The sequence below is a fragment of the Oleiharenicola lentus genome, assembly GCF_004118375.1.
GTDB classification, from domain to species: domain Bacteria; phylum Verrucomicrobiota; class Verrucomicrobiia; order Opitutales; family Opitutaceae; genus Lacunisphaera; species Lacunisphaera lenta.
On sequence record NZ_SDHX01000001.1, the window covers coordinates 1,177,930 to 1,204,632 of the forward strand.

Genomic DNA, 26,703 nt, shown 5'->3' on the forward strand with positions numbered 1-26,703 from the left:
GTGCCCCGGACGAGTTCCGGTCGGAGCGCGGCAGCGCCTCAACGCGAAGCGGGCTCCGGCCAACGGGCCCAGATATTGGCCACGCTATCCTCGGGGAATTTCACGGACACCTCGAACCGCACGCCGCCGTTCTCGTAGAGGTGGGTCGTGTGGGTGTGGGTTCGGCCGATGGCGATGACACCGCTGCCGGTGGGGCGGGATGTCTTCTGTGTTTCGCCGTGTCCGAGCACCTGCACCACCTCGGCCTCGGGGATCCCGGTGGTGATCACCGTGTCGTTGCCGGCGCGGATCGACTGGCCCATCACCTCGGTCGCACGGTCCTCGCGGTCAAAGGCGACCGTGAGCTGGCCGTAGTTCCAGGTGGCGATGCGGCCCGATGAGCCCGGGCGGTCATCGCGCGGTTCGCCGAGGCGCTCCCGGATCGCCGTGTAACGGTCACCCGGTCGCACGCCGTCCACGGTCCAGGGCGAGGTGCCGGTGTAGCGCGGCCGGCGGGCCATGGCCGATTCGTCGGTCACCTCGCGGTAGCATCCCGCGAGCAGCAGGGCCGCAAGCGCCAGCCAAGGGGCCAGTGAGCGCAACGTGAAGCGGTTTGCGGACATGCCAGCAGGGTGCGCGGGTGCGATGGTCCACGCAAGCATCGGCACGCCGCGGCGTCGTTTCAAGCGAGGTGCACGTTGACCGTGGCGCGTTCGAAGTCCGCCGCTGCGAGCAGGGCGGCGGGACGCATGCGGCCGATCCGGGCGACCCAGCGGTCCGGGACGCATTCGAGCCGGGTGGCGTAGGCGGTGGCGATGTCGTTGTAGTAGGCGCGGGCCAGCGCCACGCGTTGCTCGGTGGCGACAAGTTCCTCGTGCAACCGCGCGAAGCTCGCCTGCGCCATCAGGTCGGGGTGGCGTTCGATTACCCCGCGGAGTGATCGGGCCAGCCCGGCGAAGTCGGCGCCAGCCTCGCCCGGCGGCGTGGCCTGCTGCTGGGCGCGCAGGGCGGCCAGCGCGGCCTGGGTCGCGGCTTCGTGAGCGGCGAGGCCGGTGCAGGCGGCGACCAAGCCGGGGATCAGGTCGTGCCGGCGCTTGAGCTGCACATCGACGAGCGACCAGCCCTGCCGCGTGCGTTCGCGGAGACCGACGAGGCTGTTGTAAACCATCCACACCCAGCCCAGCGCGAAGGCGGCGAGGTAACCGGTGCTCATGGCGACGAGCGGTCCGATCGCGGAGGGCGTGCCCTGCTGGTTTTGGTAGGCGATCAATCCGCCGAGAACGCAAAGCAGACCGAGCACCAGACAGAGCCAGGACCAAAGCGCGTAGCCGGATTGGACCTTCTCCTCCGAACGCGCCGAGATGAGAAACAACTCGGCTTCGGGGTCGGACGCGATCTCGGCGGCGACGAGATCGGCGCGTTCCCGCGCCTGCCCGACGACGAAGAGCGGCGTGTGCAAGGGCAGGCCGGTCTCGGTGAAGCGCCGGCGATGATCGGAATTGGCCACAGCGCCGGCCGGGCCCTTGGCATAGTAGAGCGGGTCGCCGCGCGACACTGTTTCGTCGAACAAGTCCAGCGGCTCGATCTTCGCCCCCTCGGGCCGGACCAACACGATGCCGGTGTCGTCCTTGACATAGAAGTCCACGGTCTCGCCCCCGGAGGCGATTTCGGTCCAGCCGCTCTCGCGCTTGGTCGTGGTGCGCGACCGGCCCTTGCTGTCGGTGGTGGTCACGGTCACGAGCCGCGACCAGTGCTCCTCCACGCGGTAGTGGTAGTGCACGCACGGGGTGCCGGCGAGGAAGCTGCGGCGGGGCGCCTCGCATTCGGCCGTGCCCTGCATTTCCGTCAGCCCGATGAACACGCCCGCGGCCTTCGAGGTCGGCATGTCGGCCAGCAGGCGCTGACGCCGGCGGAGCCGCAGGCTGCCCCAGAGGAACAGCAGGCTCACCAGCGCGCTAAGCGGCAACAGCCAGGGCATGGGCGGGAACGGGAAACAGACCAGCGGGGGGCATGGGACTGGGCAGGCTAGAAAATTGAACGCAGGCCGGGGATGCGACGGGCGAGATCGGCCAGGACGTAGCTGACAACCAGGCCGGCGAGAGTGAGCAGCACGACCAGCCCGTAGAGGTGGTAGGGCAGGGCGCGGAACAGCATGGCCAAAGCCACCAGCACCGGCGCGTGCAGCACATAGACTCCGAACGAGCGGTCCGCCAGCCAGCGCAGCCACCGCGACTCGAAATTGAAGCGTCGCGAGAACAGCGCCAGTGCGCCGACGGCGAGTCCCAGCCCGGTGAGCTGTTCCCACAGGGCCATCCCGAAAGCCTGCCAATGCGGCCCGCCGAAGAAGATTTCCGGCGGGGCCTGGCGCGCGCCGATGATCATCAAGGGGAGCATGGCCAGCGGTCCTCCGATCAGCGCCAGCCAGCCGGCCGTGCGGGCTTGGGGCGATGCCGCCAGCGACGCCAGCCAGCCGTGACGAGCGGCATGCAGACCGGCGAGGAACCACGCGAGGTATTGCACGAAGAAGCAAAGCTGCAGGTTCAGGATGTTCGTGCCGATCGGCTGCACGAGCCGGACGGCGAAGGAACCGAGACCCAGCGCGAGGGCGAAGCCGGCCAGACTTTTCCCCGAGGGCGGCGTCCCGCCGGGCGAAGCGGCGACGCGGGACCCCGCCGCGCGCTTCCATCCGGCCAAGGCGAGGCAGAAGAGGAGGAGGGCCACGGCGAACCAGAGCGGCCCGCTCTCGCCGAGGAATTCTCCGGATCCGAGGTAGCGCGCGTAGAAAGCGGCGGGCGGGCCGAAGTCGTGGTTCCACGGGTTGAGCGCGAGCAGGATGAAGGGGTGGATGGCCAGCATGTAGAGCAGGGCGGGCAGGCCGAGGCGCACAAGCCGCTCGCGCGCGAAGCCTCCCGGGCCGCGCCGTGCGAGCGAGCCGGCGGCGAAATAGGCCGACACAAAGAACAACAACCCCATGAAGAACGATTGCAGCATGCCCTGCCACACGATGAACGGCACCTTGGCCGCCAGCGTCGGCTCGGGCTCCGCCATCATATACCAGTCGCCCACGTGGCTGTAGGTCACGCAGGCGTGCATGTTGACGACGAGCAGGATCGTGGCCGTGCGCAGATGATCGATCCACGGCAGCCGGGTGGGGGACGCTGGGCTCACGCGCCGCAGGCTGCGCCGGCCCGGTTTGCCCGACAACGCTATTTCTCCTGGGCGCGGTCATGATTTGGCCCGCCGGGGGCAACCTCAAGGTAGCCGTATGAATTGTCGGTCGGTTCGGCAAGTTGGGACTCATCTCAGTGTCTGCGATCCAAGCCGAGCTAGGGGTTAAGGTGGGCGTTCGGATTGGTGATTGAGTAATACCGGATAACGGCTTTATTGCGACTATATGACGACGCTCTCTCCGACCAAGGCGCGCGCGAACCTCACCCACTGGCTAAAGAAAGCCTCGGCGGGGGAGGACATCGGCATCCTGTGCGGTGACAAGGTCATCGCCCTGCGCCCGGTGCGCGTGTTCTCGGAGGACGCCGACTACGCCAAGCGCGAATACGGGGTGACCGATGCCGAGCTGAAGGCTTTTGTGAAACGGGCCAATGCACAGAATGCGCGTGACCGCCGGGCCGGGCGGATGACGCGTTACAAGGGAGATTTGCGTGCCGCCCTTAGAGATTGATTTTACTCCCCAGTTTCGACGTCGGGCCCGTCAATTAACGGAGGATCAGCGCAGGCAACTTGCCGAGGCGGCGGATGAGCTGCGCCTGGCTTTGGGTAACCCGCATCAGCATCGTGGGCTGGGGGTTCGCCGGCTGGGCGGAAACCTTTTCGAGTTCCGGGTAGGACGCGACCTAAGGGTGATCTTCGAATTGCAGGGCGGCGTCGCGGAACTCTGCATGATCGGCAATCACGACGAGGTGCGGGCGTTCCTGAGGAACCGGTAAGAACCGCAAACAGTGGAAGTGGGTGAACCACTAATCAGTTTCGCCAAGGGCAGAAACTTTGAGCGTCCCCTCCGACTGATCGTCTCCGGTTTTGTTTCGTGGGGTCTGCTGATCGCAGACCGGGAAAACGAGCCGCCGATTTCAGCCGCAGCACAGGCTGCGCGACTGATCCCGGACTGCCAGCGGGCAGCAACAGAAAGCCGGACCCGGAACCAATCGGCGGAGACGATTAGTCGGAGCGTACTCTTGAGGATTCATCCGTTGATGAATCCATGAGTAGTTAAAAACCTGTGGGATCGAGGCGTTGGACGCGCAAGGGTGGTTGGTGGAAACCACCGCTACCTCAATAATCCAGGTATGGCGCCAACCACTTCTCGGATTCGGTGACCGCGATGCCCTTCCGGGCGGCGTAGTCTTCGATCTGGTCCTTGGCGATTTTGCCCACCGCGAAGTATTTCGAATCCGGATGATTGAAGTAATGGCCGCTGACGCTGCTCGGTGGGTGCATGGCGCAGGATTCGGTGAGCTCGATGCCGGTGAGCGCGGTGGCGTTGAGGAGCTCGAAGAGGATAGGCTTTTGTGGCCGAAGTCGCCCCAAGGGCACCCGACTTCGACCACCCCTTTGGGGCCAAACCTGCGGTTTGACCATCTCCGCGCTGCCGCGCTGCGTCCGTTACCAAGCCAAGCTGCCTCAATAATCCAGATACGGCGCCAACCACTTCTCTGCGTCCGCGACTGGTATTTCCATCCGCTTGGCGAGGTCTTCGATTTGGTCTTTGGCCAACTTGCCCGTCGCGAAATATTTGGAGTCCGGGTGATTGAAATACCAGCCGCTCACGCTCGACGCAGGATACATCGCATTCGACTCCGTGAGGGTGATTCCCGTCGCGGCTTGGGCGCCGAGCAATTCAAAGAGAGGCGGCTTGGCTTGATGATCGGGGCAGGCGGGATAGCCGGGGGCGGGGCGGATGCCGCGGTATTTTTCGCGGATGATGTCCTTCATCTCCAAATTCTCGGTCTTGCCGTAGCCGGAATACTCGCGGGCCTTCTTGTGCATCAGCTCGGCGAGGGCCTCGGCGAGACGGTCGCCCAGCGCCTTGGCCATGATGGCGCTGTAGTCGTCGTGCTTCGCCTCGAACTCCCTGGCGAACTCCTCGACCCCGTGGCCCGCCGTGACGGCGAAGCCGCCGACGTAGTCGAGGCGGCCCGAATCCTTCGGGGCGATGAAGTCGGCGAGGCAGTGGTTGTGCTGATTGGCCGGTTTCTCGTTTTGCTGGCGCAGGAAGTGGAAGGTCTTGAGTGGCTTCAAACCCTCGGGCCTGGCCGCGTTCGCTCCGCTCAGGGTGACAGAGGTGGGGTCGTAAACCTCGACGGAGTCGCCGAGGGCGTTCGCGGGCCAAAAGCCGATGACGGCTTTGGCAGTGTAGCGTTGCTCGGCGATGATGCGCTTCAGCATCGCCTGCGCGTCGGCGTAGAGCTTCGTCGCCTCGGTGCCGACGACGGCGTCGGTGAGGATGTCGGGGAAGCGGCCGTGGAGTTCCCAGGCGGAGAAAAACGGAGACCAATCAATATAGCTCGCAATTTCCTCCAGTGTGAGAGGCAGCGGAACAGCTGGAGCTGAGCCCTCCACGGAAGCGGCCGGTACGGAGACCGGCCCTCCAGAAGTGAAGACGCGCGTGCCGAGGAACTCGGGGACGGGGATATCCACGTGGGTCCAGTCGAAGGTCTGGCGGCGGTTGCGGGCCTCGGCGAGGGGGAGGAGCTTGCGGGCGCCCTGGCGCTCGGCGAAGTCGGTGCGCTGTTTCACCTGCTTAGCCTTCAGGTCGGCGACGAACCTGGGCTTGCTGTCGGGGTTGAGGAGCTGGGAGACGACGCCGATGACGCGGGAGGCGTCGAGCACGTGGACGACGGGTTGGTCGTAATGCGGGGCGATCTTGACGGCGGTGTGCGCGGCGGAAGTCGTGGCGCCGCCGATGAGCAGCGGGAGCTTCGAGCCGAGGCGCTGCAGCTCCTTGGCGTTGTGGACCATCTCGTCCAGCGAGGGCGTGATGAGGCCGGAGAGACCGATGACGTCGGCGCCCTTTTCCACGGCGGCGGCGTGGATTTTCTCGAAGGAAACCATCACGCCGAGGTCGATGACCTCGTAGTTGTTGCAGGCGAGGACGACCCCGACGATGTTCTTGCCGATGTCGTGCACGTCGCCCTTGACGGTCGCCATGATAATTTTGCCCTGGGCGCGCGCGGTGCCGCCGGCGGCGGTGAGCGCGGCCTTTTCCGCCTCCATGTAGGGCTGGAGGTAGGCGACGGCCTTCTTCATGACGCGGGCGGACTTCACGACCTGCGGGAGGAACATCTTGCCGGCGCCAAAGAGGTCGCCGACGACGCGCATGCCGTCCATGAGCGGGCCCTCGATGATGAGGAGCGGCTTGCCGTATTTCTGACGGGCTTCTTCGGTGTCGGTGTCGATGAAGGTGTCGATGCCTTTGACGAGGGCATGGGAGAGGCGTTCCTCGACGGTGCTGTTTCGCCAAGATGGCTCAGCGGAAGCTGAGGCTTCCATTGAAGAACCGGCCGGTGCGGAGACCGGCCCTCCAGCTTTGAGTTTCTCGCCGAAGGTGACGAGGCGCTCGGTGGCGTCGGGGCGGCGGTTGAGGAGGACGTCCTCTACGAGGACGAGGAGGTCCTTTTCGACCTCTTCGTAAACCTCGAGCATGCCGGGGTTGACGATGCCCATGTCCATGCCGGCGGCGATAGCGTGGTAGAGGAAGGCCGCGTGCATGGCTTCGCGCACGGGGTTGTTGCCGCGGAAGGCGAAGGAGACGTTGGACACGCCGCCGCTGACTTTCGCGTGAGGGAGGTTCTGCTTGATCCACTTCGTCGCGCGGAAGAAATCCACGGCGTAGTTGGCGTGCTCCTCGATGCCGGTGCCGACGGTGAGGATGTTCGGGTCGAAGATGATGTCCTCGGGCGGGAAGCCCGCCGCGTCCACCAGCAGGCGGTAGGCGCGCTCCGCGATGCGGATCTTGTCCTCGTAGGTGGCGGCCTGGCCCTGTTCGTCGAAAGCCATGACGACGACGGCGGCGCCGTAGCGGCGGATAATGCGCGCCTGCTCGAGGAACTTGGCCTCGCCCTCCTTGAGCGAGATGGAATTCACGATGCCCTTGCCCTGAAGACATTTCAGGCCGGCCTCGATGACCTCCCACTTGGAGGAGTCCACCATGATGGGAACCTTGGCGACCTCGGGCTCGCTCGCGAGCAGGTGCAGGAAACGGCTCATCGCCGCGACACCGTCGATGAGACCTTCGTCCATGCACACGTCGATGACGTTGGCGCCGTTCTCGACCTGCTGGCGGGCGATGGCGACAGCCTCCTCGTATTTGCCCTCCTTGATGAGCTTGGCGAACTTGGGCGAGCCGGCGACGTTTGTGCGCTCGCCGATCATGAGGAAGGAACCGAGTTGCTGGGTGAAGGGGAGGGAGCCGGAGAGTTGCAACGGACGCGGGGCGTCCGTTGCAGAAACCTGAGTGCTGAGACCTGAAACCTGAGGGGGCTCCGGCTTCACGATCGTGAGGGAGCGGGCGGGTTTCGGCGCGACGGCCTGGGCGATGGCGGCGATGTGTTCGGGAGTGTTGCCGCAGCAGCCGCCGACGATGTTGGCGAGGCCGGCGGTCGTGAATTCGTCCATGTAGCGGCCCATGTCGGCGGGCAGCAGGTCGAAGCCCGTCGGCGTGAGCGGATTCGGCAGGCCGGCGTTGGGGTAGCAGGAGATGAACGTGTCGGCCTTGCCGCTGAGCTCGGCGAGGAAGGGCCGCATGAGGTCGGGGCCGATCGAGCAGTTGAGGCCGATGGAGAACGGATGCACGTGGCGCACGGCGTTCCAGAAGGCCCCGACAGTCTGGGCGGAGATCATCGTTTCACCGCCGCGGCCGACGGCGGCCGAGATCATGACCGGCAGGCGGTGTTTGTCCTCGGCGAAGACCTCCTCGAGGGCGACGAGGGCGGCCTTGGCGTTGAGGGAGTCGAAAATCGTCTCGACGAGCAGCAGGTCCACGCCGCCGGCGATGAGGGAGCGGATCTGTCGGCGGTAGTCGGCCTTCACCTGGTCGAAGGTCACGACACGGAAGCCGGCGTCGTCGGCATCGGGCGAGTTGGAAAGCGAGACGGTCAACGGTCCGATGGCGCCGGCCACGTAGCGGCGACGGCCGGTGGCGTTGGCGAGGCGGTCGGCCCAGGTGCGGCACTGGCGCGCGGACTGGAAGTTGATGTCATGGGCGAGTTCCTGGAGGAACTTGTTCTCGATGACCGTTTGGTAGAACGCCGGGTCCTTGCGGCCGCCGTGCTCGCGCGGGTCCTCGATGAAGAACTCGCTCTGGCCGATGCTGGTGGCCGAAAAGGTGTTGGTCTCGATGATGTCCGCGCCGGCTTCGAGAAAGCGGCGGTGGATGTCCTCGATGGTCGCCGGGCAGGTGAGGGAGTAGATGTCGCCGTTGTTCTTGAGGTCCTTCGGGGCGTCCTTGAAGCGGTCGCCGCGGGCCTGTTCCTCGGTGATTCCGTAGCCCCGGATAGTCGTGCCCATGGCGCCGTCAATAACCGCAATCCGCTCCTTAAGCGTCTGACGGAGAGCGGCTTCAGCGGGAGTAGAGACGTGGAGGTGCAAGGACATGAGTTAGGAATAATCTACATATCAGGATTTAATGATACGAAGCAAGCTCCGTGTGAGTCCAACGGGAGTAGGGCAGGAGTAGTCTTGGCTGTAAGGTCGCTGCTTGCGGCGACCTTTCACGTGAGGTCGGCGCTAGCGCCGCCCCTACAAGAAAGATTCCGAAGTGGGAGCGCGGGCACCACCATCCACGCCAAGTCATAGTCAAAGGATGCACAGGGTTGGGGCTTGCGGGTTGGGGTGGCGCGGCGGTTGTGTCGGCACGTTCCTGAAGTTCTTTCCATCTCATCCGGCAGTCACAGGGAAGGCCGTGCAATCCGGCCACAGTAGCGCTGCGGTAACGCATCACAAATCCCCATTCCGCTTCAGGGCGGGAACACAGCCAGTCGGGCAACCGGCGAAGGCGGGGAGGAGGACGCGCGGAGCGCGCCAAGTAGGAAGTAACAAGTGACAGGTAACAAGAGGTAGACTCCTGATACTTGATCCTTGGACCTTGATACTTGTGCGCCACGCGCACGAATGCGGAGTCCGAACATCTGTCTGCGGGAACTCACCGCGCCGGCGCGTGTGCGCGCATCGGCGACAAACCTTCATCGCACTTAATGAAGCGTGAGAGTAGGAGCGTGTTTTTGTTGTAGCCGGCCTCGCTGAGGCCGGACCGGGGTCAACGACCCCGGCTACATCCGAGGCACGGTCTGCTCTTGCCGTTAGGAATAGCAGACCATGAATCGAAAACTCCGGGCGTCGTTGAGACGCCTCCTTCTCACCGTCGCGCTCGCGCCGGCCCTTCACCTGTCCGCGCAGCAATCATCGCCGCGCGCCGACACCGTTGTCCTGCCGGACTACGTGACCACCGCCACGCGCACGCCCGCCGCGCTGACGACCACCGGCACCGCCGTGGATGCGATCAGCGGCGCAGAGCTGGCGCGCATGCAGCTCACCGGCCTCAACTCGGTGCTCGCCGGGATTCCCGGCGCTCCGGCCGCGGCCTCCGGTGCACCGGGCGCGATCACCTCGCTCTTTCTGCGCGGGTCCAATTCCAACCAGACGCTGTTTCTCGTGGACGGCATCCGGGCCAACGATCCCAACACCGACTACCAGGTCATGCTGGGCGGTGCGTGCGTCGGCGCCTGTGACAACCTCGAGGTGTCGCACGGCCCGCAGAGCACGCTCTACGGCGGCGAGGCCGTCGGCGGCGTGATCGCTCTCCGCGGCCAGCGCGGCGCGGGCCCGGTGCGCGGCAGCGTGGCGGTCGAAGCCGGCTCCTTCGGCACGATCCAGGGCGCGGCCAGCGCGCAGGCCGGCGACGACACGCAGGCGTGGTCGTTCTCCGTCAACGGCGGGCACACTGACAACGAGCGCGACAACAACGCCTTTGACAGCACGACCTATGCACTGCGGGTGGACCGCAGGCTCTCGACCAAGGTCGCCGTTGGCGGCACCTGGCGCGGTTTCTTCGGCACCTATGGTTCGCCCGGTGCGGCGATCGGTTGGGGCGCCAATGATCCCGACAACGAGGAAACCGAGAACAACCAGCTCGCGACCGTCTTCGCCGAGTTCACGCCGTCGGCATCGTTCACCCACAAGGCCGTGCTCGGCGGGCAATACCGCCGTTACGAGTCCTTCAACGGCACTTCCACGACGGTTGTTAAGAACCGCCGCGCCGTGCTCGATTGGCAGGGCACCTGGACCGCGAGCGCGCAGCATCGCGTGACCGGCGGCCTCACCGCCGAGGCGAACCACACGCGCAACACCGGTTTCGGCGACATCAACGAGAGCCAGCAGCTCTTCGCGTTCTTCGTGCAGGACGAGTGGACGCCGGTCGAGCGCGTCTATCTGACCGCGGGCCTGCGAAGCGACGACCATGACACCTACGGCCGGGCCACGACTGGCCGCGTGACCGCGGCGTGGCTGTCGGCCGACGCGCGTTGGAAACTGCGCGCGAGCTATGGCACGGGGTTTCGGTCGCCGAGTTTCCTGGATCTTTACGGGCAGAGCTCGTTCTACGTCGGCAACCCGAACCTCGAGGCTGAGAAGGCGAAGGGCTGGGACGCGGGCGCGGACTATTTCTTCGCCGACAAAAAGGGCGTATTGAGCGCCACGTGGTTCGACACGCGCATCGACAATCTCATCGCCTTCGATTTCGCCGCGTTTCCCAGCACGGTGAAAAACATCGGCGAGGCCCGCACGCAGGGCCTGGAGCTGTCGGGCAAATTCGTGCTGCCTGGCGCCGTGGAGACCCGCCTCGCCTACACCTACCTCGCGGCCGATGATCTCACCGCGGGCGCGCGGCTGCTCCGCCGGCCGAAGCACAGCGGTTCGATCGATGTCTGGAAGGATTTCGGCGGGCTGAGCGCCGGGGCCGGCTTGGTGTTTGTGCGCGACCGCGTGGACGTCCATGCCGCGACCTTCGCCACGATCGCCGGGGAAGACTATACGGTCGTGCGTGTCTATGGCGCGTGGCAGGTGAGCGACCGCCTCGCGCTCAAGGCCCGCGTCGAGAACCTCTTCGACGAGTCCTACGAGCAGGTGCACGGCTACCCGCAGTTGGGCGTCGGCGCTTACGCGGGGCTGGAGTGGAAATTCTGAGGTCAGCTCTTTCGTAAGGTTGCAAAGCCGCAGCTCCTCGGAGCTTGCGGCTTTTTTTGGGCGCTTCTTCCCGGCAGCAAACGGCAGCGATTTAAAGTCTTTGCCGAAGTAGCCGATGAGGGTGGGCGGAGGCGGGATCCACCTGTCTCCATTGATCCAACTACCCGATTGCGGGCCAGCGATTGGGGTGACCTCGATGCACCCATGAAATTGCTATGCCTTCAGCCTGCCCGCGCGCAACCGGACATCACTCCCCGGTTGTCCCGAATCCTTGTGCGCAAGGAGATCTCGCCATGAACACCTGGTCCTTGGGCCGGCGCGTTGGCGCGGGGTTCTCGCTCGTGCTCGTCATCGTGGTCGCGCTGGCGGCCACTTCGATCCGGGAGTTCAACCTGATCTCCGATTCGGCCCATTTTCTTGCGGAATCGGGCATTCCCAAGGCCATGTCCCTGCAGCGCATCCAGGGATTGATCCGGGAGAATTTGGGTTTGGTGCAGGCGTACGGTCACGCCGAGGACAAGGCGGCCGTGGATGCGGAGGTCGCTGGCAACGTGGCCGAGATCGACCGACTGGTCACCGATTACGCCTCGCGCCTGATCCAATCGGGCGAGCAGCATCGTTTCGCGGAGTTCAAGGCCCTCCGCGCCGAGTGGGTTGTAGCGTTCAAGCAATTCCTGGGCCTGCAAAAACAGGGACAGCGCGAGGCTGCCGAAGAATGGCTGAAGCACCAGGTGCTGCCCGCCTATCATGAAGTGGATGAAATTCTCGAAGGGATGGTGGAGGACAGCGCGCGCGTACTGGCTTCCTCCGAGCAGCAGATCATGGCTGACGTGCGGATAGGTATTGGCGCCGCCTGGGCCTGGGGAATCGGCGCCTTGCTGGCTGGGATCAGCGTCGGTGTCGGCGTGAGCCTCAGCACCAGTCGCCTGTTGCGGCGCACGGCGGATGTCATGATCACCGGTTCACAGGAAGTCGTGGCCGCGGCCGGACAGGTATCCGGCGCCGCCGCCGCGCTGGCGAGCGGTGCGACGGAGCAGGCCGCCGCCCTGGAGCAGGCCAGCGCCTCCATGACCGAGATTCAGGGGACGACTCAGAACAATCACGACCAGACAGTTAATGCCCGCAAAATGGCGGCTGAGGCCCAGGTTGCGGCGGATACCGGTGGACTGGCCGTTAAGAAACTGACCGCAGCAATGCAGGAACTCACGGTATCCAGCGGGCAAGTGGCCAAGATCGTCAAAACGATCGATGAGATTGCCTTCCAGACCAACATCCTCGCGCTCAACGCCGCGGTTGAGGCCGCCCGTGCTGGTGAGGCGGGGGCCGGTTTCGCGGTCGTGGCCGAAGAAGTGCGCAGCCTCGCGCAGCGCAGCGCCCAAGCGGCCAAGGAGACGGCGGATAAAATCTCCGCCGCCATGACCCGCAGCGACGAAGGGGCGCGCATCAGCGCGGACGTGGCCAACAGCCTGACGACAATCACCGAAAAAGTGCAGCAGCTCAACGGCATCATCGAATCGCTGGACGGTTCTTCCACCCAACAAACCGAGGGGATCGCCCAGATCAACGATGCCTTCGTGCAGATGGACAAGGGCACCCAGGGCAATGCCGCCGCTGCGGAGGAGGCCTCGGCCGCCGCTCTGGCAATGAACCAGCAGGCAGTGGCCCTGAACGAGTTGGTGGCAGACCTGATGCGGTTGTCCGGCGGACGCCGCGAATTCGATCATCTCGGACAGGTTGGCCAGCTTCAACCCGAGGGGAAACGACACCGGGATGAAGCGCTCCGGAAAGAACCGGCGGTGAAGTCGCCGCCTGCCAAGGTGGACTCGCCCATCAAATCACGCTTGGAGGGCGTGTCTGCCGGGGCCCATGCAACCGAGGACTTCTTCAAGTAAGCCGTGGACGAACGGACTCGCGAGCGCGCATCGCGAGTCTTTCAAACATTTCCTCTTCCGAAAGATTGGCCGGCCAGCCATAGGCGGCGAGGACGGCGCCGTTGAGTGCACCGGCATCGCCACCCCGGGTGGCGCGGACGATGGCGTGGCGGTGCTCCTCCTGTATCTTGCTGAGGGCGGAGAGCGGGGTGGTGGGCGGCCAGGGGAAGGGAAACGATTCGATCGCGATCAGAGGTTGCGCGCGGTGGCGCGCCCACCAGGACGCGAAGACTGGAGATGACAGAATTCCGTGCGTGAAGTCATCTTCGCGGGCCACGACCAGCAGCGAGGCGTCGGGCAGGACTTCCTCCTCAATCCAGCGCCAATCGGGTGCATCGGCCCCGACCGGCAGGGCGAGCCAGCGCGAGACGCGGGCGAGGGCGCGGCGCAGGGCGGGCTGGGTGTGGGGATTCCGCCACGCGCCGGCGCGCTTTTGCAGCAGCGCGAAAGGCTGCTCGTAGAGCGCGGCTTCCTGCGCGGTGAAGTGCCCGGGAAAATCGACCTGACAGGATTCGACTGGCTCGCCGTCAACCACGGCGAGGCGACCGCGCAGGACGTCGATGTTGGGCCGGCCGCAGGCGTTGGCGGCGGCGAGGAGTTTCTGTGCCTCGCGGTCGGTGAGTTGCGCCGGGGCCCACGCGGGCTCGCCGAGGAAGGCGAGGCCGGCGTTTTCGGGGAGGGCGGCGGGGACGGGCATCGAAAGGAAGAATCAAACAGGGGAATGTCCGAGGCAAGAGCTGCGGGATGGAGGGGCGACCCTGGGGCCGACCTAGCACCCGAGGTCGCCGCAAGTGACGATCCTGCAAATTCAATCTGCGAATTCTATCTTCGGATTGGTCTTCAGGAATTCGGCGATGGCGGCGGTGAAGGTGTCGCCGAACTCGGCGCGCTTCTTCTCGCCGATGCCGGTGATGCCCTCCAACTGGCCGACGCGCGTCGGGTAGCGCCGGGCGAGTTCGCGCAGTGTCGTGTCGCCGAAGATGATGTAGGCGGGCACGCCGCGCTCGTCGGCGAGCTGCTTGCGCAGCTCGCGCAGCCGGGCGAAGAGAATCTCGTCGCATTCGATCTCGCCCTCGCGGTGGGTGACGCGCTTGGCCTTGGGCAGGGCGAGGGGCTTGGTGAGCGTGACGGCGGCGCGCGTGCGGAGGACATTCAGGCCGGCCTCGGTCAGTTCGAGGATCGGAAATTCACCCTCGGCCTGCGCGACGTAGCCTAGGCGCATGAGTTCGCGGCCCACGGCGGCCCAGGCGGGACGTGCGAGGTCTTTGCCGATGCCGTAGGTGGAAAGCTGCTGGTGACCCCAGCGCTGGATCTTCTCGGTGTCAGCGCCGGTCAGCACCTCGACGATGTGATTCAGGCCGACGCCGAAGCGCCCGGTCTGGCGGATGCGGTAGATGCAGGAGAGGAATTTCTGCGCGAGGACCGTGCCGTCGTAGGTTTCGCGGGGTTCGAGGCAATTGTCACACGCGGCGCAGTTGTCGGTGGCGAAGCCCTCGCCGAAGTATTCGAGCAGCTCGCGGCGGCGGCAGCCGGCGCTCTCGGCGTAGTGGAGGATCTGGCGGAGCTGGGCGCGGGCGACCTGCTTCTCCTGGTCGTCGGTGATCTCCTCGATGAAGTGCGTTTGCTTGGCGGCGTCGCCGCCGCTGAAGAGCAGGAGGCAGTCGGCGGGCAGGCCGTCGCGGCCCGCGCGGCCGGTTTCCTGGTAGTAGCCCTCGATGTTCTTGGGCAGGTCGTGGTGGATGACCCAGCGGACGTTGGGCTTGTTGATGCCCATGCCGAAGGCGATGGTCGCGCAGATGATCTTGGTTTCGTCGCGGAGGAAACGCTCCTGGTTGCGGCCGCGTTCCTCGGCGTCGAGGCCGGCGTGGTAGGCGCGGGCGGAAAAGCCGCGCCCGGCGAGCGACTCGGCCGTGCGCTCGGCGGCGGCGCGCGTGGCGCAGTAGATGATGCCGGACTCGTCCTCGCGCTTGCGGACGAAGTCGATGATCTGCTTCAGCGGCTGGTCCTTGGCGAGGACGCGGTAAGTCAGGTTGGGCCGGTTGAAGGAGGCCACGAAGACCTCCGGCTCACGCAGCTGGAGGTGTTTGATGACGTCGGCGCGAACACGCTCCGTGGCCGTGGCGGTGAGGGCCATCACCGGCACGGTGGGCAAAAGTTTACGCAGGCGGGCGATCTGGCGGTATTCGGGGCGAAAATCATGGCCCCACTCGGAGACGCAGTGCGCCTCGTCGATGGCGAGGGCGGTGATGTTCCACGCGGTCAAGTTTTCCTGCCAGTTGTCGAGCATGAGGCGCTCAGGCGCCACATAGAGCAGGCGGAACTCGCCCCGGTGGAGGCCGGCGAGGCGGGAGCGCGCGGTGTCGGCGTCGAGGGTGGAGTTGAGGAAAGTCGCGGCCACGCCCGCGGCTTGGAGCTGGTCCACCTGGTCCTTCATCAGGGCGATCAACGGCGAGACGACGACGGTCAGGCCAGTGCGCTGCAGGGCCGGGATTTGGAAGCAGAGCGACTTGCCACCGCCGGTGGGCAGGAGGGCGAAGACATCGCGGCCGTCGAGGGACGCTTCGATGATCTCGCGCTGGAGCGGGCGGAAGGCGTTGTAACCGAAGGTGGTCTTGAGCGTGAGAAGGAGGTCGTCCACAAAAGCGTTCAGTGTGGCCCGCGGCATTTGTGCCCGGCAAGTCCGCAGCGTGGAAAAAGGAAAACCGCCTGAAAACAGGCGTGGGATCCGTCCGGTCTCCGACCGGCCCTACTTCAGGCCCAGCCAGTGGGCGAGGGCGCGGACGGCGTCCGTGGCGGAGTGTCCGCGCTTGAGCGAGCGGCGCATCACGCGCAGGCGGCGGGCGGGGCGGTCAGCCTTGGGATCCACATGGCCGACGATTTCGGTGCCCGCCAGGACGGGCAGGGCGTAGTAGCCGCGCTGACGCTTGGCGGGCGGCGTATAGACCTCCCACGTGTAGTCGAACTGCCAGAGCGCGGAGGTGACGCGGCGGTCGTAGATCAAAGGATCCAAGGGCGCCAGGAGCAGAGGCGCCACTTTTTCGATTTTGGATTCTCGATTTTGGATTTCGGAAAGAAGCGTGAGGTCGGACTTGAGGCAGTAGAGCGGTGGGCAGCCTTCTACGGTGACGGGCTGAACGAGGTCGGCGACGTGAGGGAGTTCGTCGCGCTTCAGGGAGGTGAGGCGACGCTGGCGAAGTTTGAGGAGGGCTTCCCAGCGGCCGGTTTCCGGGGCGGACGGCTCGGGCTGGCGGAGGATTTTCGACGGGAGGACGCGATCCGGCAGGTCGTAATAGCGGCGGTTGCCCTCGCCGCGCCGGGCTATGAGCAGTTCGCCGTGGAAGAAGAGTTTTTGGAGCGTGGCCTTGGCCTGGGTGGCGGCGCCCCAGACGGCGCGAGAGCGGCCGGTGTCTTCGAAATCCTCGGAGCTGAGCGGTCCGCGCGCGGTGATTTCCGCGAGCAGGCGCGGGGCGAGCTGTTTTTGCTTCGGCGTGAGGCGTCCGGACCAGGAGCCGCTGCGGCGCGGGCGGTGGCGCATTTCCGAGAGGAGGTGAGGCCAGGCGTCGTTGGTGAACGCGACCAGGATGCCCGTGGACGGGATGTGATGTTCGAAGGCGGTGCGCTGGGCCGCGGGCAACACCACACCCCGGCCAGGTGGGCCACCCCTCTCCAGTGAGGATTTTTCGGAAAACCCGCCATGCAGATGCCGCATCAGGCCGCCCTCGGCGTAGCCGCCGACGCGGTTGCGCAGGATGAGGTCGTGCATGCGGCCGCAGACGTTGATCGGATCAATCTGGATGTAGCCGAGATGGGCGAGAGCGGAGCCGACATCGGGCGCGGGCGTGTCCAGCAACAGCGCGCGGCGCATGAACCGGCGGGCGGTGAGCGGATCAAGGCGGAGCGGGGGCATGCGGGGGAGTTTTCTGAGCAGGAAAATTCCGAAAAGCACGAAAAGAAGCGTGCACCGGCAAAAGCCGGCGCGGAGCGCGGGCTCCTTCTGGTAAAAGAAAGGCCGCGCTCTGCTAAAGCGCGGCCTTGGACAGATACCAAATGGTTTTGCTTACTTCTTCGGCGTGGCGGCCTGGATCTCGGTCAGACGCTTGTCGAGGGCGTTCATCTCGGACACAAGGCGCTCTTCCATCTTCTTGCGCTCGGTGCTGTTGACGATGCTCATGTTGGCGGCGTCGCGCACGACGTTGGCCGGGAGGGAGAGCAGGCGGGTGACGAGGCCCTGGTCCTTGAAGCTGCTCAGGTAGAGGGCGACGAGCTCCTTGGATAGCTTCATCGAATCCTGGGCGACGGTCTGGGAGGCGAGCAACTGGGTGTTGAGCTCCTGGTTGCGGGCCATCTCGGCGGTCAGCACGCCGCTGATCTGGTCGGAGATGCGCTGGCTGTAGTTGTTGATGGATTCGCGGGTGAGGTTCTGGTCGCTGGCCATCTCGGCAAGGATGGGAGAGATCTTCTCGGCCATGCGGCTGGAAACCTTGTCCACCTGCTCGTTTTGCATGCGCTCGGCTTCCTCGGGGGTCTTCGGGAGCGGATTGTAAGGCTGGACCTTCTTGGCAATGGCCTCGGCCAGGGCGTCCACCTTCTCGGCGTTGAGCTTGGCGACCTCCTCCTCGGTCATGAAGACGTCGGCGGAGCGCTTGGAGATGGCGTCCTTGAGGAGCTGGTTGACCGCCTCGATGTGGCGGCGGGTTTCCTCGGCGTTGGCCTTCATCTCGGCGTTGGTCTGGTCCCGCAGATCGGCGATTTCCTTCTGCTGCTTCGCCGTCAGCTCGGTGACGGTTTTCTGGTTGAACCAGAACGCGGCGCCAATGATCAGCGCGGCGGTGAGGATGACGGCGGGAATTTGTTCTTTAAATTTTTGCCACATGGGATGAGTCGGGGTTGGTTGTGTGCTACGACATGACTAGCAGGAGTTAGTTCAAAAGCAATGTTGCCCTTAACAGCCTATTCACCGCGCTCATGAGCCTTAATCGCTGCGAGCAAGCCGTCTTCGATTACTGGGATCGCGCGCCCGACGAACGTCGCCACTGGCAGGCCAAGGTGGCCGATCTCACCCGCGGCGGCCCCGACCTAGCGCTGGCCCGCGGGCTGGAGCGGGACCTTTGGGCCTACCTGCAGGAGCGCAGCGCCCATGTGCCGGCGTTGCGCGATCTCCGCGTGGCTGCTGGTCCGAAAGTGAGCCTGCTCAACTTGGCCGAATATCTGATCCGCCTCTGGGGGCCTCCGCCCAAGCCGCGGAAACCGCCCGCGCCACGCTAATGGCGCCGATGCGTCATCAGAAGTTTTCACAATTTTGCAATTACTGCATTTACAAAGCGACCAAGTGGATGCATGGGTTGTTCACAAGTTATCCACTCGATGGAAAACACCACCAGCTCGGTTCATTTCTCACCGCAGCATCACGTAGAGGTTAGGGCCAAGACCTACGTTCTGGATACGAACGTTCTGCTGCACGACCCTCAATCGATCTTCAAATTTGAAGACAACAACCTCGCGATTCCCGTCGAGGTCTTGGAGGAGCTGGACGCCATCAAGGGCGAGCAGTCCACCGAGCGCGGCCGCAATGCGCGGCGCGTGCACCGCATCCTGCAGGAGCTGCTGCCCGATTCGCGCGCGATGCACGAGGGCGTGAAGCTGCCCAACGGCGGCACGCTCTCCGTCATCATCAACCGCTACCTGGTCGAAAACAACTGGTCGTCGCCCGCCATGCAGCGGCTGCGGGCCGTCGTCTCCGACCTCACCAAGAAGGACAACCGCATCATCGCCGCGGCGCTCTTTGTGCAGGAAACCTACCCGCCGCCGACGATCCTCGTGACCAAGGACGTCAACGTGCAGCTCAAGGCCCGCGCCGTCGGCCTTGAGGCCGAGGACTACCTGAACGACAAGGTGCCCGAGGCCGTCAGCGACGACGATTCCTACCCGACGCTGGAGCTCGACGTGTATGAGATGCAGCGCTTCTGCTCCGAGGGCCAGTTCGAGCTGTCCGCCGCCCAGGCGAAGCCGCTCTACCTGAACGAGTACATCCTGCTCAGGACGCCCGAGGGCAAGACGATGCCCGGACGCGTCTCGGTCAACGGCCTTGTGCGCCGCCTGCATTATCCGGAATTCGTGAAGGCGCCCGGCGGCATCCCGATCCGTCCGCGCAACCTTGAGCAACAGTTCTTCCTCGATGCGCTGATGGATGATTCCATCAACCTCATCACCTGCTTCGGCAAGGCCGGCACCGGCAAGACCCTGCTCTCCACCGCCGCCGCGCTCCAGCAGATCTGCGGCGAGGCCGGCCGCTACGACGGCCTCGCGATTTCCCGGCCGGTGATCGCGCTGGGCAAGGACATTGGCTTCCTCCCCGGCACGCTCGAGGAGAAGATGAAGCCCTGGCTCCAGCCCTACTACGACGCGCTCGAGGTGCTCATGCCCTCGAAGCCGCAAAAGGAGCCGCAGTTCGCCGCGAAGAAAGTCGGCAAGAAAAAGAAGAAGCACGACGACACCCTTTCCATGATGACCACGCCGCAGCCCCAGATGGGCGGCGGCGGCGGTGCGCTGCCGCCGATGAAACCCTATGAACGGCTGATCAAGAACGGCACGGTCGAGATCGAGGCGCTGGCCTTCATCCGCGGCCGGTCCATTGCGCGGCGCTTTTTCATCCTCGACGAGGCGCAGCAGCTTACGCCGCACGAGGTGAAGACCGTCATCACCCGCATCTCCGAGGGCTCGAAGATCGTGCTGATCGGCGACCCGGCGCAGATTGACAACCCCTTTGTGGATTCGCGCAGCAACGGTCTCGTCTATTGCCACAACCGGATGAAGGGTCAGGCGATTCACGCCCACGTGAAGCTCTCGAAGGGCGAGCGCTCCAAGCTCGCCGAACTCGCGGCGGACCTGCTCTGATTTTGTCGGGCGGGGGCTGCGACCCCGCCCGACAGTCAGGTGCAAGCGGCGCCCGGCCTTACTCCACGATCATCTCGGAGATCGCGATGGGCGCGTCGCGCAGCTTGGTCACGCGGAGCCACACATAGCGGCCGCGCGTGCCGGCGGGCAGGTTGAGCACGGTACCGGTGCGCTCCCCTTCACCCTGGGCGATGACCTCGCCGGGCTTCTCGGGGTCGTCGCTGACCTGCACATCAAATTGAGCGGGGTAACCCCAGCTGCGGTTGCCGTGTTCCAGCGTGAGCTTGCGCACCGGACGCGGGTGGTGGAGATCCGCACGGATCCACAGGCCGAGTTCGGATGGCACCTGCCAAAAGGTGCCGTCCTTGCCATCGGCCATCTGGGCGGCGGCTTCGCTATCGACGGATGCAGTCATGGCCGGGGCACCGGCGAGGTTCGAGGTGATGGCGTCCACGGCATCACGCGCGGCGGCGGCCACTGCGACGTCGTCATTGCCGGCGAAGCTGCGGGCGGTCGCAAGCGCGTCGGCGTCGGAGCAGAGGCTGAGCACGTTGAGCAGGGCGCTGCGGGTGGCGGGGTTGAGGGGGAGGGCGAGCAAGGCCCGGGCTTGGGCGGAGCGGCTGGCGGTGACCGCCGGCGTGCGGAGCGAAAGGAAGCGTGCGGCGCCCTGCACGGCTGCGGCCTGGATGGCTTCTGCTTGGGTGGCGACGGCGAGTTCCACGAGCACCGGCAGGGCCGATGCGTCGGGCCAGCGCGCGAGTTCGGCGGTCGCGGCGGCGGCCACGGCGGCATCGTTCTCCCGGGCGAGCGTGCCGGCGGAGGCGAGGGCGGATTTCCCACCCACGCGGGAAAGCACCGGCAGCAGGGCCAGGCGGGCGGCGGAGTCACCGGTGGCCAATGCCGTCACGACGGGTGCGGCGCGCGTGTCGGCGGCGCCGTCCCTCAGGATGATCGTGATGAGGGCGCGCACGGCGCGGTTCTGTTCGGCGCGGTTGGTGGTGCCGGTGGCCCACGCGATCACGGCGCCTTGGTCGGCGGACGCGGCGACCAGGCGGAGTGCATCGAGGGCCTCGAGGCGCAGCGATTCGACGGGCGACGAACGCAGGCCCAGCAGGAAGGGGATGGCCTCGGTGAGGTTGCGTGCGGCGATCTGCTGGATGTAAACGGCCCGCAGGGCGTTGTCGCCCTCGGCGGCGGCGGAGCGGATGTGTTCGTCAAGGCCGGGACCGTTAAGGCGGGCGAGGGCGGCGGCCGCGGCCTTGGCGTCATCACCCTTGGCGGTCGCGAGGCCGGCCAGTTTGCGGGCCACCTCGACGGCGCCGGGCAGGCGGCCGAGCGCTTCGAAGGCCGCGAGGCGCACCGTGGCGTCGGCATGGTCCAGCGCCTGGAGGACACCGGGCACGGCGCCGGCTTCACCGCGATGGCCGAGGGCGGCGATCAGCGCGGTTTGCACGGCGGGCGCGAAGGCGCCGAGGCGGGCGGCGAGCCGCGCGCCGGCATCGGGCACCGGCAGCGAGCGCACCGCCTCGATGGCGGGCGCATGGAAGGCCGGTTCGTTGCCGGTAAGGGCGGCGTCAATGGTATCAACAGCGCTGGCGGGCTGGGCGCTGATGAGCGTGCGCAGCGCGATGGTCCTCTGACCGAGCGGCGCGGCGCTGTTGCGATAGATTTCACCCGCGACCCGCGCCGCGGTGGCGGCGTCGGCCTTGGCCGCGGCCGCGAGGCGGGCCTTGAGCACGGTCGGGGAAAGGGGATTCTTCGCCGCCCCGAGGGCATCGAGCGCGCCGGTGCCGCCAAGGCGCCCGAGGGCGGTGGCCGCGGCGTCGGCGGTGGCGGCATCGCTGTCCTGGAGCAGCCCCGCCAGCGCCCCGGTGGCTCCGGCGATGCCGCGCGTGGCCACGGCGTCAATCAGGCCGAGCCGGGCACGGCCCGTGGCGCTGAGCAGCGCCTGCAGGTAGAGGGTGTCCACCGCGGTGCCGGGCACGCGGTCCAGCGCGAGGCGGGCGTGATCGGAACGCGCGGAATCGGCGAGCAGCGGGGCGAGCGCGTTGAGGGTGGTCGCGTGGCCGGCGGAATTTCCGGTCAGCAGGATCTGGCCGAGCAGCTGGGCCGCCTCCTGGGCGGCCGCGGGGGTGCTGGCGGGGTTTTGCAGAATCGCCAGCAGCTCGCCTTGGGCGGCGGCGAGCTTCGCGGCGTCCAGGCCGGCGGCAATGACGAGGTTTTCGGCGCTTGTCAGCGGCCGCGCATCATCCTCGAAGGCGCCGACCGCGGCCGCGGCGGGCGCGTTGGCGGCACCGGAAGTGGAAGCCGGGGTTGCGGGCTTCGGCGTGGTGGTGGAGGTGCAACCGGCGGCGAATAGCAGCGAGCCAAGCGCCAGCGCACGGGTGAGGAGCAGGGAGGAGGGAGTGAGGGAAATCATGGCGCGGGGCGGCGGTTCAGAGGAGGGCGTAGGGGGCGCGGCGGGGGCGGTCGAGGAGGCGGGAGGCAACCGGGTCGCCGATGATCTCCTCCTTGACCGGGTCCCACTTCAGCGGACGGCGGACCTGGCGGGCGATCCCGCAGAGGTGGCCGACGGTGGCCGAGCGGTGGCCGATCTCGACATCCGCGATCGGTCGCTGGCGCGTGCGCACGCAGTTGAAAAAGTCGCTCTGGTGGTCGTCGCTCTCGTAGAGGTGCTGTTCGGCCGCCCGCAACGGACGGGTGGCGAGGCCAATCGGATCGCACACGAGATAGTCGTCGCGGCCCACGCCGACGGTGCCCTTGGTGCCGATGAACTCGATCATGGCGGGCTGGTTGCCGTCCACGCGCTGCACGGTGACGCCGTTGGCGTAGCGGTGGGTCTGGTAGGGGTTGCCCTCGAAACCTGCGGGGATGAACTCGACCGGGCCGGAGGCATCCATGCCGAGCGCCCACTGGATGATGTCGAAGTGGTGGGCGCCCCAGTCGCCGTTCTTGCGGGAGCCGTATTCGAGGAACACGCGCCAGCCGCCGCCGTAGTCGCCCTTCACGCGGAAGGAGTTGTAGGGATACCAAGGCGTGGGTCCGAGCCAGCGGTCGTAGTTCAGGTCGGCGGGAATCGGCTCCTCGGGCAGGCTCACCGGCGCGGCGGGGAACTTGCCCAGCCGGGTGCGGATCAGCTTGATCTCGCCGATCCATCCGTTGCGGACGATAGTCGCGGCGCGGCGGAAGGCGGCTTCGGAGCGCTGCTGCGTGCCGGTCTGGAGCACGCGGCCGGTGCGGCGGGCGACATCCACCATGGTGCGGCCCTCGCGGACGGTGAGCGTCATGGGCTTTTCGCAATACACGTCCTTGCCCGCCTGCATCGCTGCGATGGAGACGGCGGCGTGCCAGTGGTCGGGCGTGGTGACGAAGACGACGTCGACGTCAGGGCGGGCCACGAGCTCCTCGTGTGTGCCGTAGAGGTCCAGGCCCTTGAATGCAGCGGTGCTGGCGCGGTCGGCGTAGCCCTGCTCGATGCGTTTTTGCATCGCCTCGGCCTTGCTGCGGGAGACATCGCACAGGGCGACGATCTGGCAGTCATCCCGGCCCAGCAACGCGCCCACATGGCTGCGGGCGATCAGGCCGTTGCCCACGATGCCGACCGTGATCCGGTTGCTCGGGGCCGAGGCGCCAAAGAGGCGGGAGGGCAGCACCAGCGGGGCCACACCGAAGGCGAGGATGCCGGACAGACCACGTTTGATGGCCGTGCGACGCGTGAGCACGGACGGGGATTCCGAAGCGGGAGGGGTCATGGGGCGGGAGGAGGGGTGAACGGAAAGTTCTGATCTACCCGACGCTCGGTCAATCGCAAGCACCGGACGCGTTTAATTACCGTCACATCGTAGAGCAGATCGTCCGGCACCGCGGCCGGGAATTCGGCTTGCCGCCGGGTGAGGCAGCCGGACACTCGGCCTTCGTGTCCAAGGCCGCGTCATCGTCCACCCCGCCGATTACCCTCGCTGAGGGCGATGAGCTGCTGGAGGCGCGCCGGCAGATCCGCCAGATGGCCGACACGGTTGCCGCCTTGCGCACGCAACTGGAGCAGGCGGAGACCTTGCGCCGCGAGTCGGTGCAAGCGGCGTTGACCGTGGCGCAGGACGAAATCCGGCAGCTGCAGCACACCGTCGGTTCGCTGCGCGACGAATTGCAGGCGCTGGCCGCCGCCAAGACCGAGTCGGTGCAGGCGGCCGTGGCCACCGGGCAGGACGAAGCCAAGCAGCTGCACGCGGCCATCCAGGCGCTGCGCGACGAGATGGAGCGCCAGACGCACACGCATGCCGCCGAGCGCGACCGGTTGCAGCGCAGCGCCAACGAGGAGATCAAGCAGCTGCGCGACAGCATCGCCGCGCTGCGCACCCAACTGGAGGCCCACCATGTCCGCTAAGCGCGCCGCCTCCGACTCTCCCGCCGCCTTTCGTGCCCGCCTCCGGCGCGCCGAGATGCTCGTGAAGCTCACGCAGCAGGTCGCCGCGATCGAGAGTCTCGACGAGTTGCTTGCCACCCTCGTGCAGCTCGTGGCCAACGAGACCAACGCCGAGCGCGGCACGCTCTTCCTCAACGACCCCGTCACGGGCGAACTCTACTCGCGCGTCGCCCAGGGCACCTTCAACCGCGAGATCCGCATCCTCAACACCGCGGGCATCGCCGGCGCCGTGTTTCAGTCCGGCCAGGGCGAGATCGTGCACAATGCCTACGCCGACCCGCGTTTCCACCGCGAGGTGGACGAGAACACCGGTTTCACGACCAAGTCCGTGCTCTGCGCCCCGGTGCGCACGGCGCGCGGCGAGGTCATCGGCGTGGTGCAGACGCTGAACAAACGGCGCGGCCGGTTCACGCGCGACGACCTTGGTCTGCTTGAGGCGATGGCTTTGCAGGCGGCGTCGGCCCTGCAGAGCACGCAGTTCATCGAGAAGATGAAGAAGACGCGGCAGCAGGAGATGGAGTTCCTCGACCTCGTGGCCGACATCACCAGCTCGCTCGACCTGTCGCTGCTGCTGCGCCGCGTGATGAGCGAGGCCACGCGCATGCTGAAGGCCGACCGCTCCACGCTGTTCCTCAACAACGAGAAGACCGGCGAACTCTGGTCCGAGGTGGGCGAGGGGCTCAGCGCCGTGCAGATCAAGCTGCCCAACACCGCGGGCATCGCGGGCGCGGTCTTCCAGTCGGGCAAGACGATCAACATCCCGCACGCCTACGCCGACCTGCGCTTCAACCCGGCGTTCGACAAAAAGACCGGCTACTTCACCCGCTCCATCCTCTGCGTGCCCGTCGTCAACAAGCACGGCAAGGTGATCGGCGTCACGCAGGCGCTGAACAAGCGCGGCGGGCCGTTCACCGCCGAGGACGAGGCGCGGCTCAAGGCCTTCACCGCGCAGGTCTCCATCGCGCTGGAGAACGCCAAGCTCTTCGACGACGTGCAGACGATGAAGAACTACAACCAGTCGATGCTGGAGAGCATGTCGAACGGCGTCATCACCCTCGCCGAGGACGGCCGGATCCAGACCTGCAACGCCGCCGGCTACCGCATCCTGAAATACCGCGAGGCCGACGTGATCGGGAAGAACGCGGCCGATTTCTTCACCGGCGCCAATGCCTGGATTGTCGAGCGTCTCAAGGTGGTGAGCGAGGGCCGCAAGACCGACGTGCTGATGGACGCCGAGATGGAGGCGCGCGGCGAGAAGCTGAGCGTCAACCTCACCGTCCAGCCGCTCATCAGCCTCAAGGGTGCGCGCGCCGGCACGCTGCTCATGCTGGAAAACATCAGCAACGAGAAGCGCATGAAATCCACGATGGCGCGCTACATGGACCCCGGCCTCGCCGACCGCCTGCTCGCCGCGGGCGGAGAGATCCTCGGCGGCCAGAGCGTCGAGGCCACGATGCTGTTCTCCGACATCCGCGCCTTCACCACGCTGACCGAGGAGCTGGGCGCGCAGGGCACGGTCGCGCTGCTCAACGAGTATTTCACGGTGATGGTGAACTGCATCACGCAGGAGGGCGGCATGCTCGACAAGTTCATCGGCGACGCAATCATGGCCGAGTTCGGCATCCCGGTCGCGCGCGGCGACGACGCCGACCGCGCCGTGCGCGCCGCCATCGCCATGACCACGGAGCTGCGCGCGCTCAACCGCACGCGCCAGGAGCGCGGCCAGAAGCCCATCCTCATGGGCATCGGCCTGAACACCGACACCGTGGTGTCGGGCAACATCGGATCGCCGAAGCGCATGGATTTCACGGTCATCGGCGACGGCGTGAACCTCGCCTCGCGGCTGGAGAGCGCGTGCAAGGAGTATTCGGCGCAGATCCTCATCAGCGAGTTCACGCGGACGAAGCTCAAGGGCACCTACCGCACGCGCGAGGTGGACCGCGTGATCGTGAAGGGCAAGACCGAGCCGGTTGGCGTGCACGAGGTGCTCGACTACCACACCGAAGAAAGCTTCCCGCACCTGTCCGAGGTGCTGAGCCAGTTTCGCGGCGCGCTCGGCTACTACCGCAAAGGCGACTTCGACCGCGCCATCAAGTCCTTCAAGGAAGCGCTCAGCCTCCACCCCGGCGACAGGCTCAGCGCGACCTACATCGAGCGCTGCGAATACCTCAAAGCCCATCCGCCCGAGGGAAAATGGGACGGCGTGTGGGTGATGAAGTCGAAGTAGGGTTGCCCACGGAATTCACGGAAAACACAGAAAGGCGGAAGAGTTTCGCAGCCTGT

General features: G+C 66.2%; 19 protein-coding genes. 8 read left to right on the top strand and 11 right to left on the bottom strand.

Annotation, left to right across the window (positions count from 1 at the left end; genetic code table 11):
• Positions 1-38: 38 nt before the first annotated feature.
• The 3 genes from ESB00_RS04895 to ESB00_RS04905 are packed head-to-tail and all read right to left on the bottom strand — an operon-like array spanning position 39 to position 3,147.
• Complete coding sequence (locus ESB00_RS04895; protein WP_129046603.1) at positions 39-602, bottom strand: hypothetical protein; 564 nt, start codon at positions 600-602, stop codon at positions 39-41.
• A gap of 59 nt (positions 603-661) precedes the next feature.
• On the bottom strand, positions 662-1,957 hold the full coding sequence (locus ESB00_RS04900; RefSeq protein ID WP_129046604.1) for a LemA family protein: 1,296 nt from the start codon (positions 1,955-1,957) through the stop codon (positions 662-664).
• Positions 1,958-2,004: 47 nt separating this feature from the next.
• On the bottom strand, positions 2,005-3,147 hold the full coding sequence (locus tag ESB00_RS04905) for an acyltransferase family protein (RefSeq protein ID WP_164976051.1): 1,143 nt from the start codon (positions 3,145-3,147) through the stop codon (positions 2,005-2,007).
• 226 nt (positions 3,148-3,373) lie between these two features.
• Here ESB00_RS04905 and ESB00_RS04910 point away from each other — a divergent pair, with 226 nt between their 5' ends.
• Together ESB00_RS04910 and ESB00_RS19595 are read left to right on the top strand one after the other, a co-directional pair.
• Entirely contained in the window at positions 3,374-3,658 is a 285-nt protein-coding gene (locus ESB00_RS04910; RefSeq protein WP_129046606.1) for a hypothetical protein, read from the top strand.
• Complete coding sequence (locus ESB00_RS19595; protein ID WP_164976052.1) at positions 3,639-3,923, top strand: hypothetical protein; 285 nt, start codon at positions 3,639-3,641, stop codon at positions 3,921-3,923. The genes ESB00_RS04910 and ESB00_RS19595 overlap by 20 nt, the downstream gene beginning before the upstream one ends.
• A 343-nt stretch (positions 3,924-4,266) precedes the next feature.
• Here the strand turns inward: ESB00_RS19595 and ESB00_RS04915 are convergent, their stop codons facing one another.
• Positions 4,267-4,572 carry a vitamin B12 dependent-methionine synthase activation domain-containing protein gene (locus ESB00_RS04915; protein ID WP_129046607.1) on the bottom strand — a complete coding sequence of 102 codons (306 nt, stop codon included), beginning with the start codon at positions 4,570-4,572 and terminating at the stop codon, positions 4,267-4,269.
• A 42-nt stretch (positions 4,573-4,614) separates the two neighbouring features.
• Positions 4,615-8,586 (bottom strand): methionine synthase, encoded by a 3,972-nt coding sequence (gene metH / locus ESB00_RS04920; RefSeq protein ID WP_129046608.1) that lies wholly within the window; start codon positions 8,584-8,586, stop codon positions 4,615-4,617.
• A 720-nt stretch (positions 8,587-9,306) separates the two neighbouring features.
• On the opposite strand from metH, the gene ESB00_RS04925 reads away from it, so the two are divergent.
• Together ESB00_RS04925 and ESB00_RS04930 are read left to right on the top strand one after the other, a co-directional pair.
• Positions 9,307-11,172 carry a TonB-dependent receptor plug domain-containing protein gene (locus ESB00_RS04925; protein ID WP_129046609.1) on the top strand — a complete coding sequence of 622 codons (1,866 nt, stop codon included), beginning with the start codon at positions 9,307-9,309 and terminating at the stop codon, positions 11,170-11,172.
• A 293-nt stretch (positions 11,173-11,465) separates the two neighbouring features.
• Positions 11,466-13,064 (top strand): methyl-accepting chemotaxis protein, encoded by a 1,599-nt coding sequence (locus ESB00_RS04930; RefSeq protein ID WP_164976053.1) that lies wholly within the window; start codon positions 11,466-11,468, stop codon positions 13,062-13,064.
• Here ESB00_RS04930 and ESB00_RS04935 read toward each other — a convergent pair.
• The 4 genes from ESB00_RS04935 to ESB00_RS04950 form a co-directional block, all read right to left on the bottom strand.
• Positions 13,057-13,800 carry a hypothetical protein gene (locus tag ESB00_RS04935; protein WP_129046611.1) on the bottom strand — a complete coding sequence of 248 codons (744 nt, stop codon included), beginning with the start codon at positions 13,798-13,800 and terminating at the stop codon, positions 13,057-13,059. The genes ESB00_RS04930 and ESB00_RS04935 overlap by 8 nt on opposite strands.
• A gap of 111 nt (positions 13,801-13,911) precedes the next feature.
• The gene (recQ, locus tag ESB00_RS04940) at positions 13,912-15,768 is read right to left on the bottom strand and encodes a DNA helicase RecQ (RefSeq protein ID WP_246026407.1); all 1,857 of its coding nucleotides are present in this window, start codon (positions 15,766-15,768) and stop codon (positions 13,912-13,914) included.
• An 81-nt stretch (positions 15,769-15,849) separates the two neighbouring features.
• Entirely contained in the window at positions 15,850-17,010 is a 1,161-nt protein-coding gene (locus ESB00_RS04945) for a DNA glycosylase AlkZ-like family protein (protein ID WP_129046612.1), read from the bottom strand.
• A gap of 150 nt (positions 17,011-17,160) precedes the next feature.
• Positions 17,161-17,976, bottom strand: a complete 816-nt coding sequence (locus ESB00_RS04950; protein WP_129046613.1) for a hypothetical protein — start codon at positions 17,974-17,976, stop codon at positions 17,161-17,163.
• Positions 17,977-18,068: 92 nt separating this feature from the next.
• On the opposite strand from ESB00_RS04950, the gene ESB00_RS04955 reads away from it, so the two are divergent.
• Together ESB00_RS04955 and ESB00_RS04960 are read left to right on the top strand one after the other, a co-directional pair.
• Entirely contained in the window at positions 18,069-18,368 is a 300-nt protein-coding gene (locus ESB00_RS04955) for a hypothetical protein (protein ID WP_129046614.1), read from the top strand.
• A 99-nt stretch (positions 18,369-18,467) separates the two neighbouring features.
• Complete coding sequence (locus ESB00_RS04960; protein WP_129046615.1) at positions 18,468-19,997, top strand: PhoH family protein; 1,530 nt, start codon at positions 18,468-18,470, stop codon at positions 19,995-19,997.
• Positions 19,998-20,055: 58 nt separating this feature from the next.
• Here ESB00_RS04960 and ESB00_RS04965 read toward each other — a convergent pair whose 3' ends face one another.
• On the bottom strand, positions 20,056-22,416 hold the full coding sequence (locus tag ESB00_RS04965; protein ID WP_129046616.1) for a HEAT repeat domain-containing protein: 2,361 nt from the start codon (positions 22,414-22,416) through the stop codon (positions 20,056-20,058).
• A gap of 16 nt (positions 22,417-22,432) precedes the next feature.
• Positions 22,433-23,749: a Gfo/Idh/MocA family protein gene (locus ESB00_RS04970; RefSeq protein ID WP_129046617.1), complete on the bottom strand. Its 1,317-nt coding sequence runs from the start codon at positions 23,747-23,749 to the stop codon at positions 22,433-22,435.
• A 164-nt stretch (positions 23,750-23,913) separates the two neighbouring features.
• On the opposite strand from ESB00_RS04970, the gene ESB00_RS04975 reads away from it, so the two are divergent.
• Both ESB00_RS04975 and ESB00_RS04980 read left to right on the top strand, forming a co-directional pair.
• Positions 23,914-24,381 (top strand): hypothetical protein, encoded by a 468-nt coding sequence (locus tag ESB00_RS04975; RefSeq protein WP_129046618.1) that lies wholly within the window; start codon positions 23,914-23,916, stop codon positions 24,379-24,381.
• Positions 24,371-26,647 carry a GAF domain-containing protein gene (locus ESB00_RS04980; RefSeq protein WP_129046619.1) on the top strand — a complete coding sequence of 759 codons (2,277 nt, stop codon included), beginning with the start codon at positions 24,371-24,373 and terminating at the stop codon, positions 26,645-26,647. Before ESB00_RS04975 ends, ESB00_RS04980 begins: the two co-directional genes overlap by 11 nt.
• Positions 26,648-26,703: the final 56 nt, after the last annotated feature.

What these genes read in the sequence shown, in the direction of transcription:
- ESB00_RS04895 (WP_129046603.1), bottom strand. Translation starts at nt 602, where the DNA reads ATGTCCGCAAACCGCTTCACGTTGCGCTCACTGGCCCCTTGGCTGGCG.
- ESB00_RS04900 (WP_129046604.1), bottom strand. Translation starts at nt 1,957, where the DNA reads ATGCCCTGGCTGTTGCCGCTTAGCGCGCTGGTGAGCCTGCTGTTCCTC.
- ESB00_RS04910 (WP_129046606.1), top strand. Translation starts at nt 3,374, where the DNA reads ATGACGACGCTCTCTCCGACCAAGGCGCGCGCGAACCTCACCCACTGG.
- ESB00_RS04915 (WP_129046607.1), bottom strand. Translation starts at nt 4,572, where the DNA reads ATGGTCAAACCGCAGGTTTGGCCCCAAAGGGGTGGTCGAAGTCGGGTG.
- metH (WP_129046608.1), bottom strand. Translation starts at nt 8,586, where the DNA reads ATGTCCTTGCACCTCCACGTCTCTACTCCCGCTGAAGCCGCTCTCCGT.
- ESB00_RS04925 (WP_129046609.1), top strand. Translation starts at nt 9,307, where the DNA reads ATGAATCGAAAACTCCGGGCGTCGTTGAGACGCCTCCTTCTCACCGTC.
- ESB00_RS04930 (WP_164976053.1), top strand. Translation starts at nt 11,466, where the DNA reads ATGAACACCTGGTCCTTGGGCCGGCGCGTTGGCGCGGGGTTCTCGCTC.
- ESB00_RS04935 (WP_129046611.1), bottom strand. Translation starts at nt 13,800, where the DNA reads ATGCCCGTCCCCGCCGCCCTCCCCGAAAACGCCGGCCTCGCCTTCCTC.
- recQ (WP_246026407.1), bottom strand. Translation starts at nt 15,768, where the DNA reads ATGCCGCGGGCCACACTGAACGCTTTTGTGGACGACCTCCTTCTCACG.
- ESB00_RS04945 (WP_129046612.1), bottom strand. Translation starts at nt 17,010, where the DNA reads ATGCCCCCGCTCCGCCTTGATCCGCTCACCGCCCGCCGGTTCATGCGC.
- ESB00_RS04950 (WP_129046613.1), bottom strand. Translation starts at nt 17,976, where the DNA reads ATGTGGCAAAAATTTAAAGAACAAATTCCCGCCGTCATCCTCACCGCC.
- ESB00_RS04955 (WP_129046614.1), top strand. Translation starts at nt 18,069, where the DNA reads ATGAGCCTTAATCGCTGCGAGCAAGCCGTCTTCGATTACTGGGATCGC.
- ESB00_RS04960 (WP_129046615.1), top strand. Translation starts at nt 18,468, where the DNA reads ATGGAAAACACCACCAGCTCGGTTCATTTCTCACCGCAGCATCACGTA.
- ESB00_RS04965 (WP_129046616.1), bottom strand. Translation starts at nt 22,416, where the DNA reads ATGATTTCCCTCACTCCCTCCTCCCTGCTCCTCACCCGTGCGCTGGCG.
- ESB00_RS04970 (WP_129046617.1), bottom strand. Translation starts at nt 23,749, where the DNA reads ATGACCCCTCCCGCTTCGGAATCCCCGTCCGTGCTCACGCGTCGCACG.
- ESB00_RS04980 (WP_129046619.1), top strand. Translation starts at nt 24,371, where the DNA reads ATGTCCGCTAAGCGCGCCGCCTCCGACTCTCCCGCCGCCTTTCGTGCC.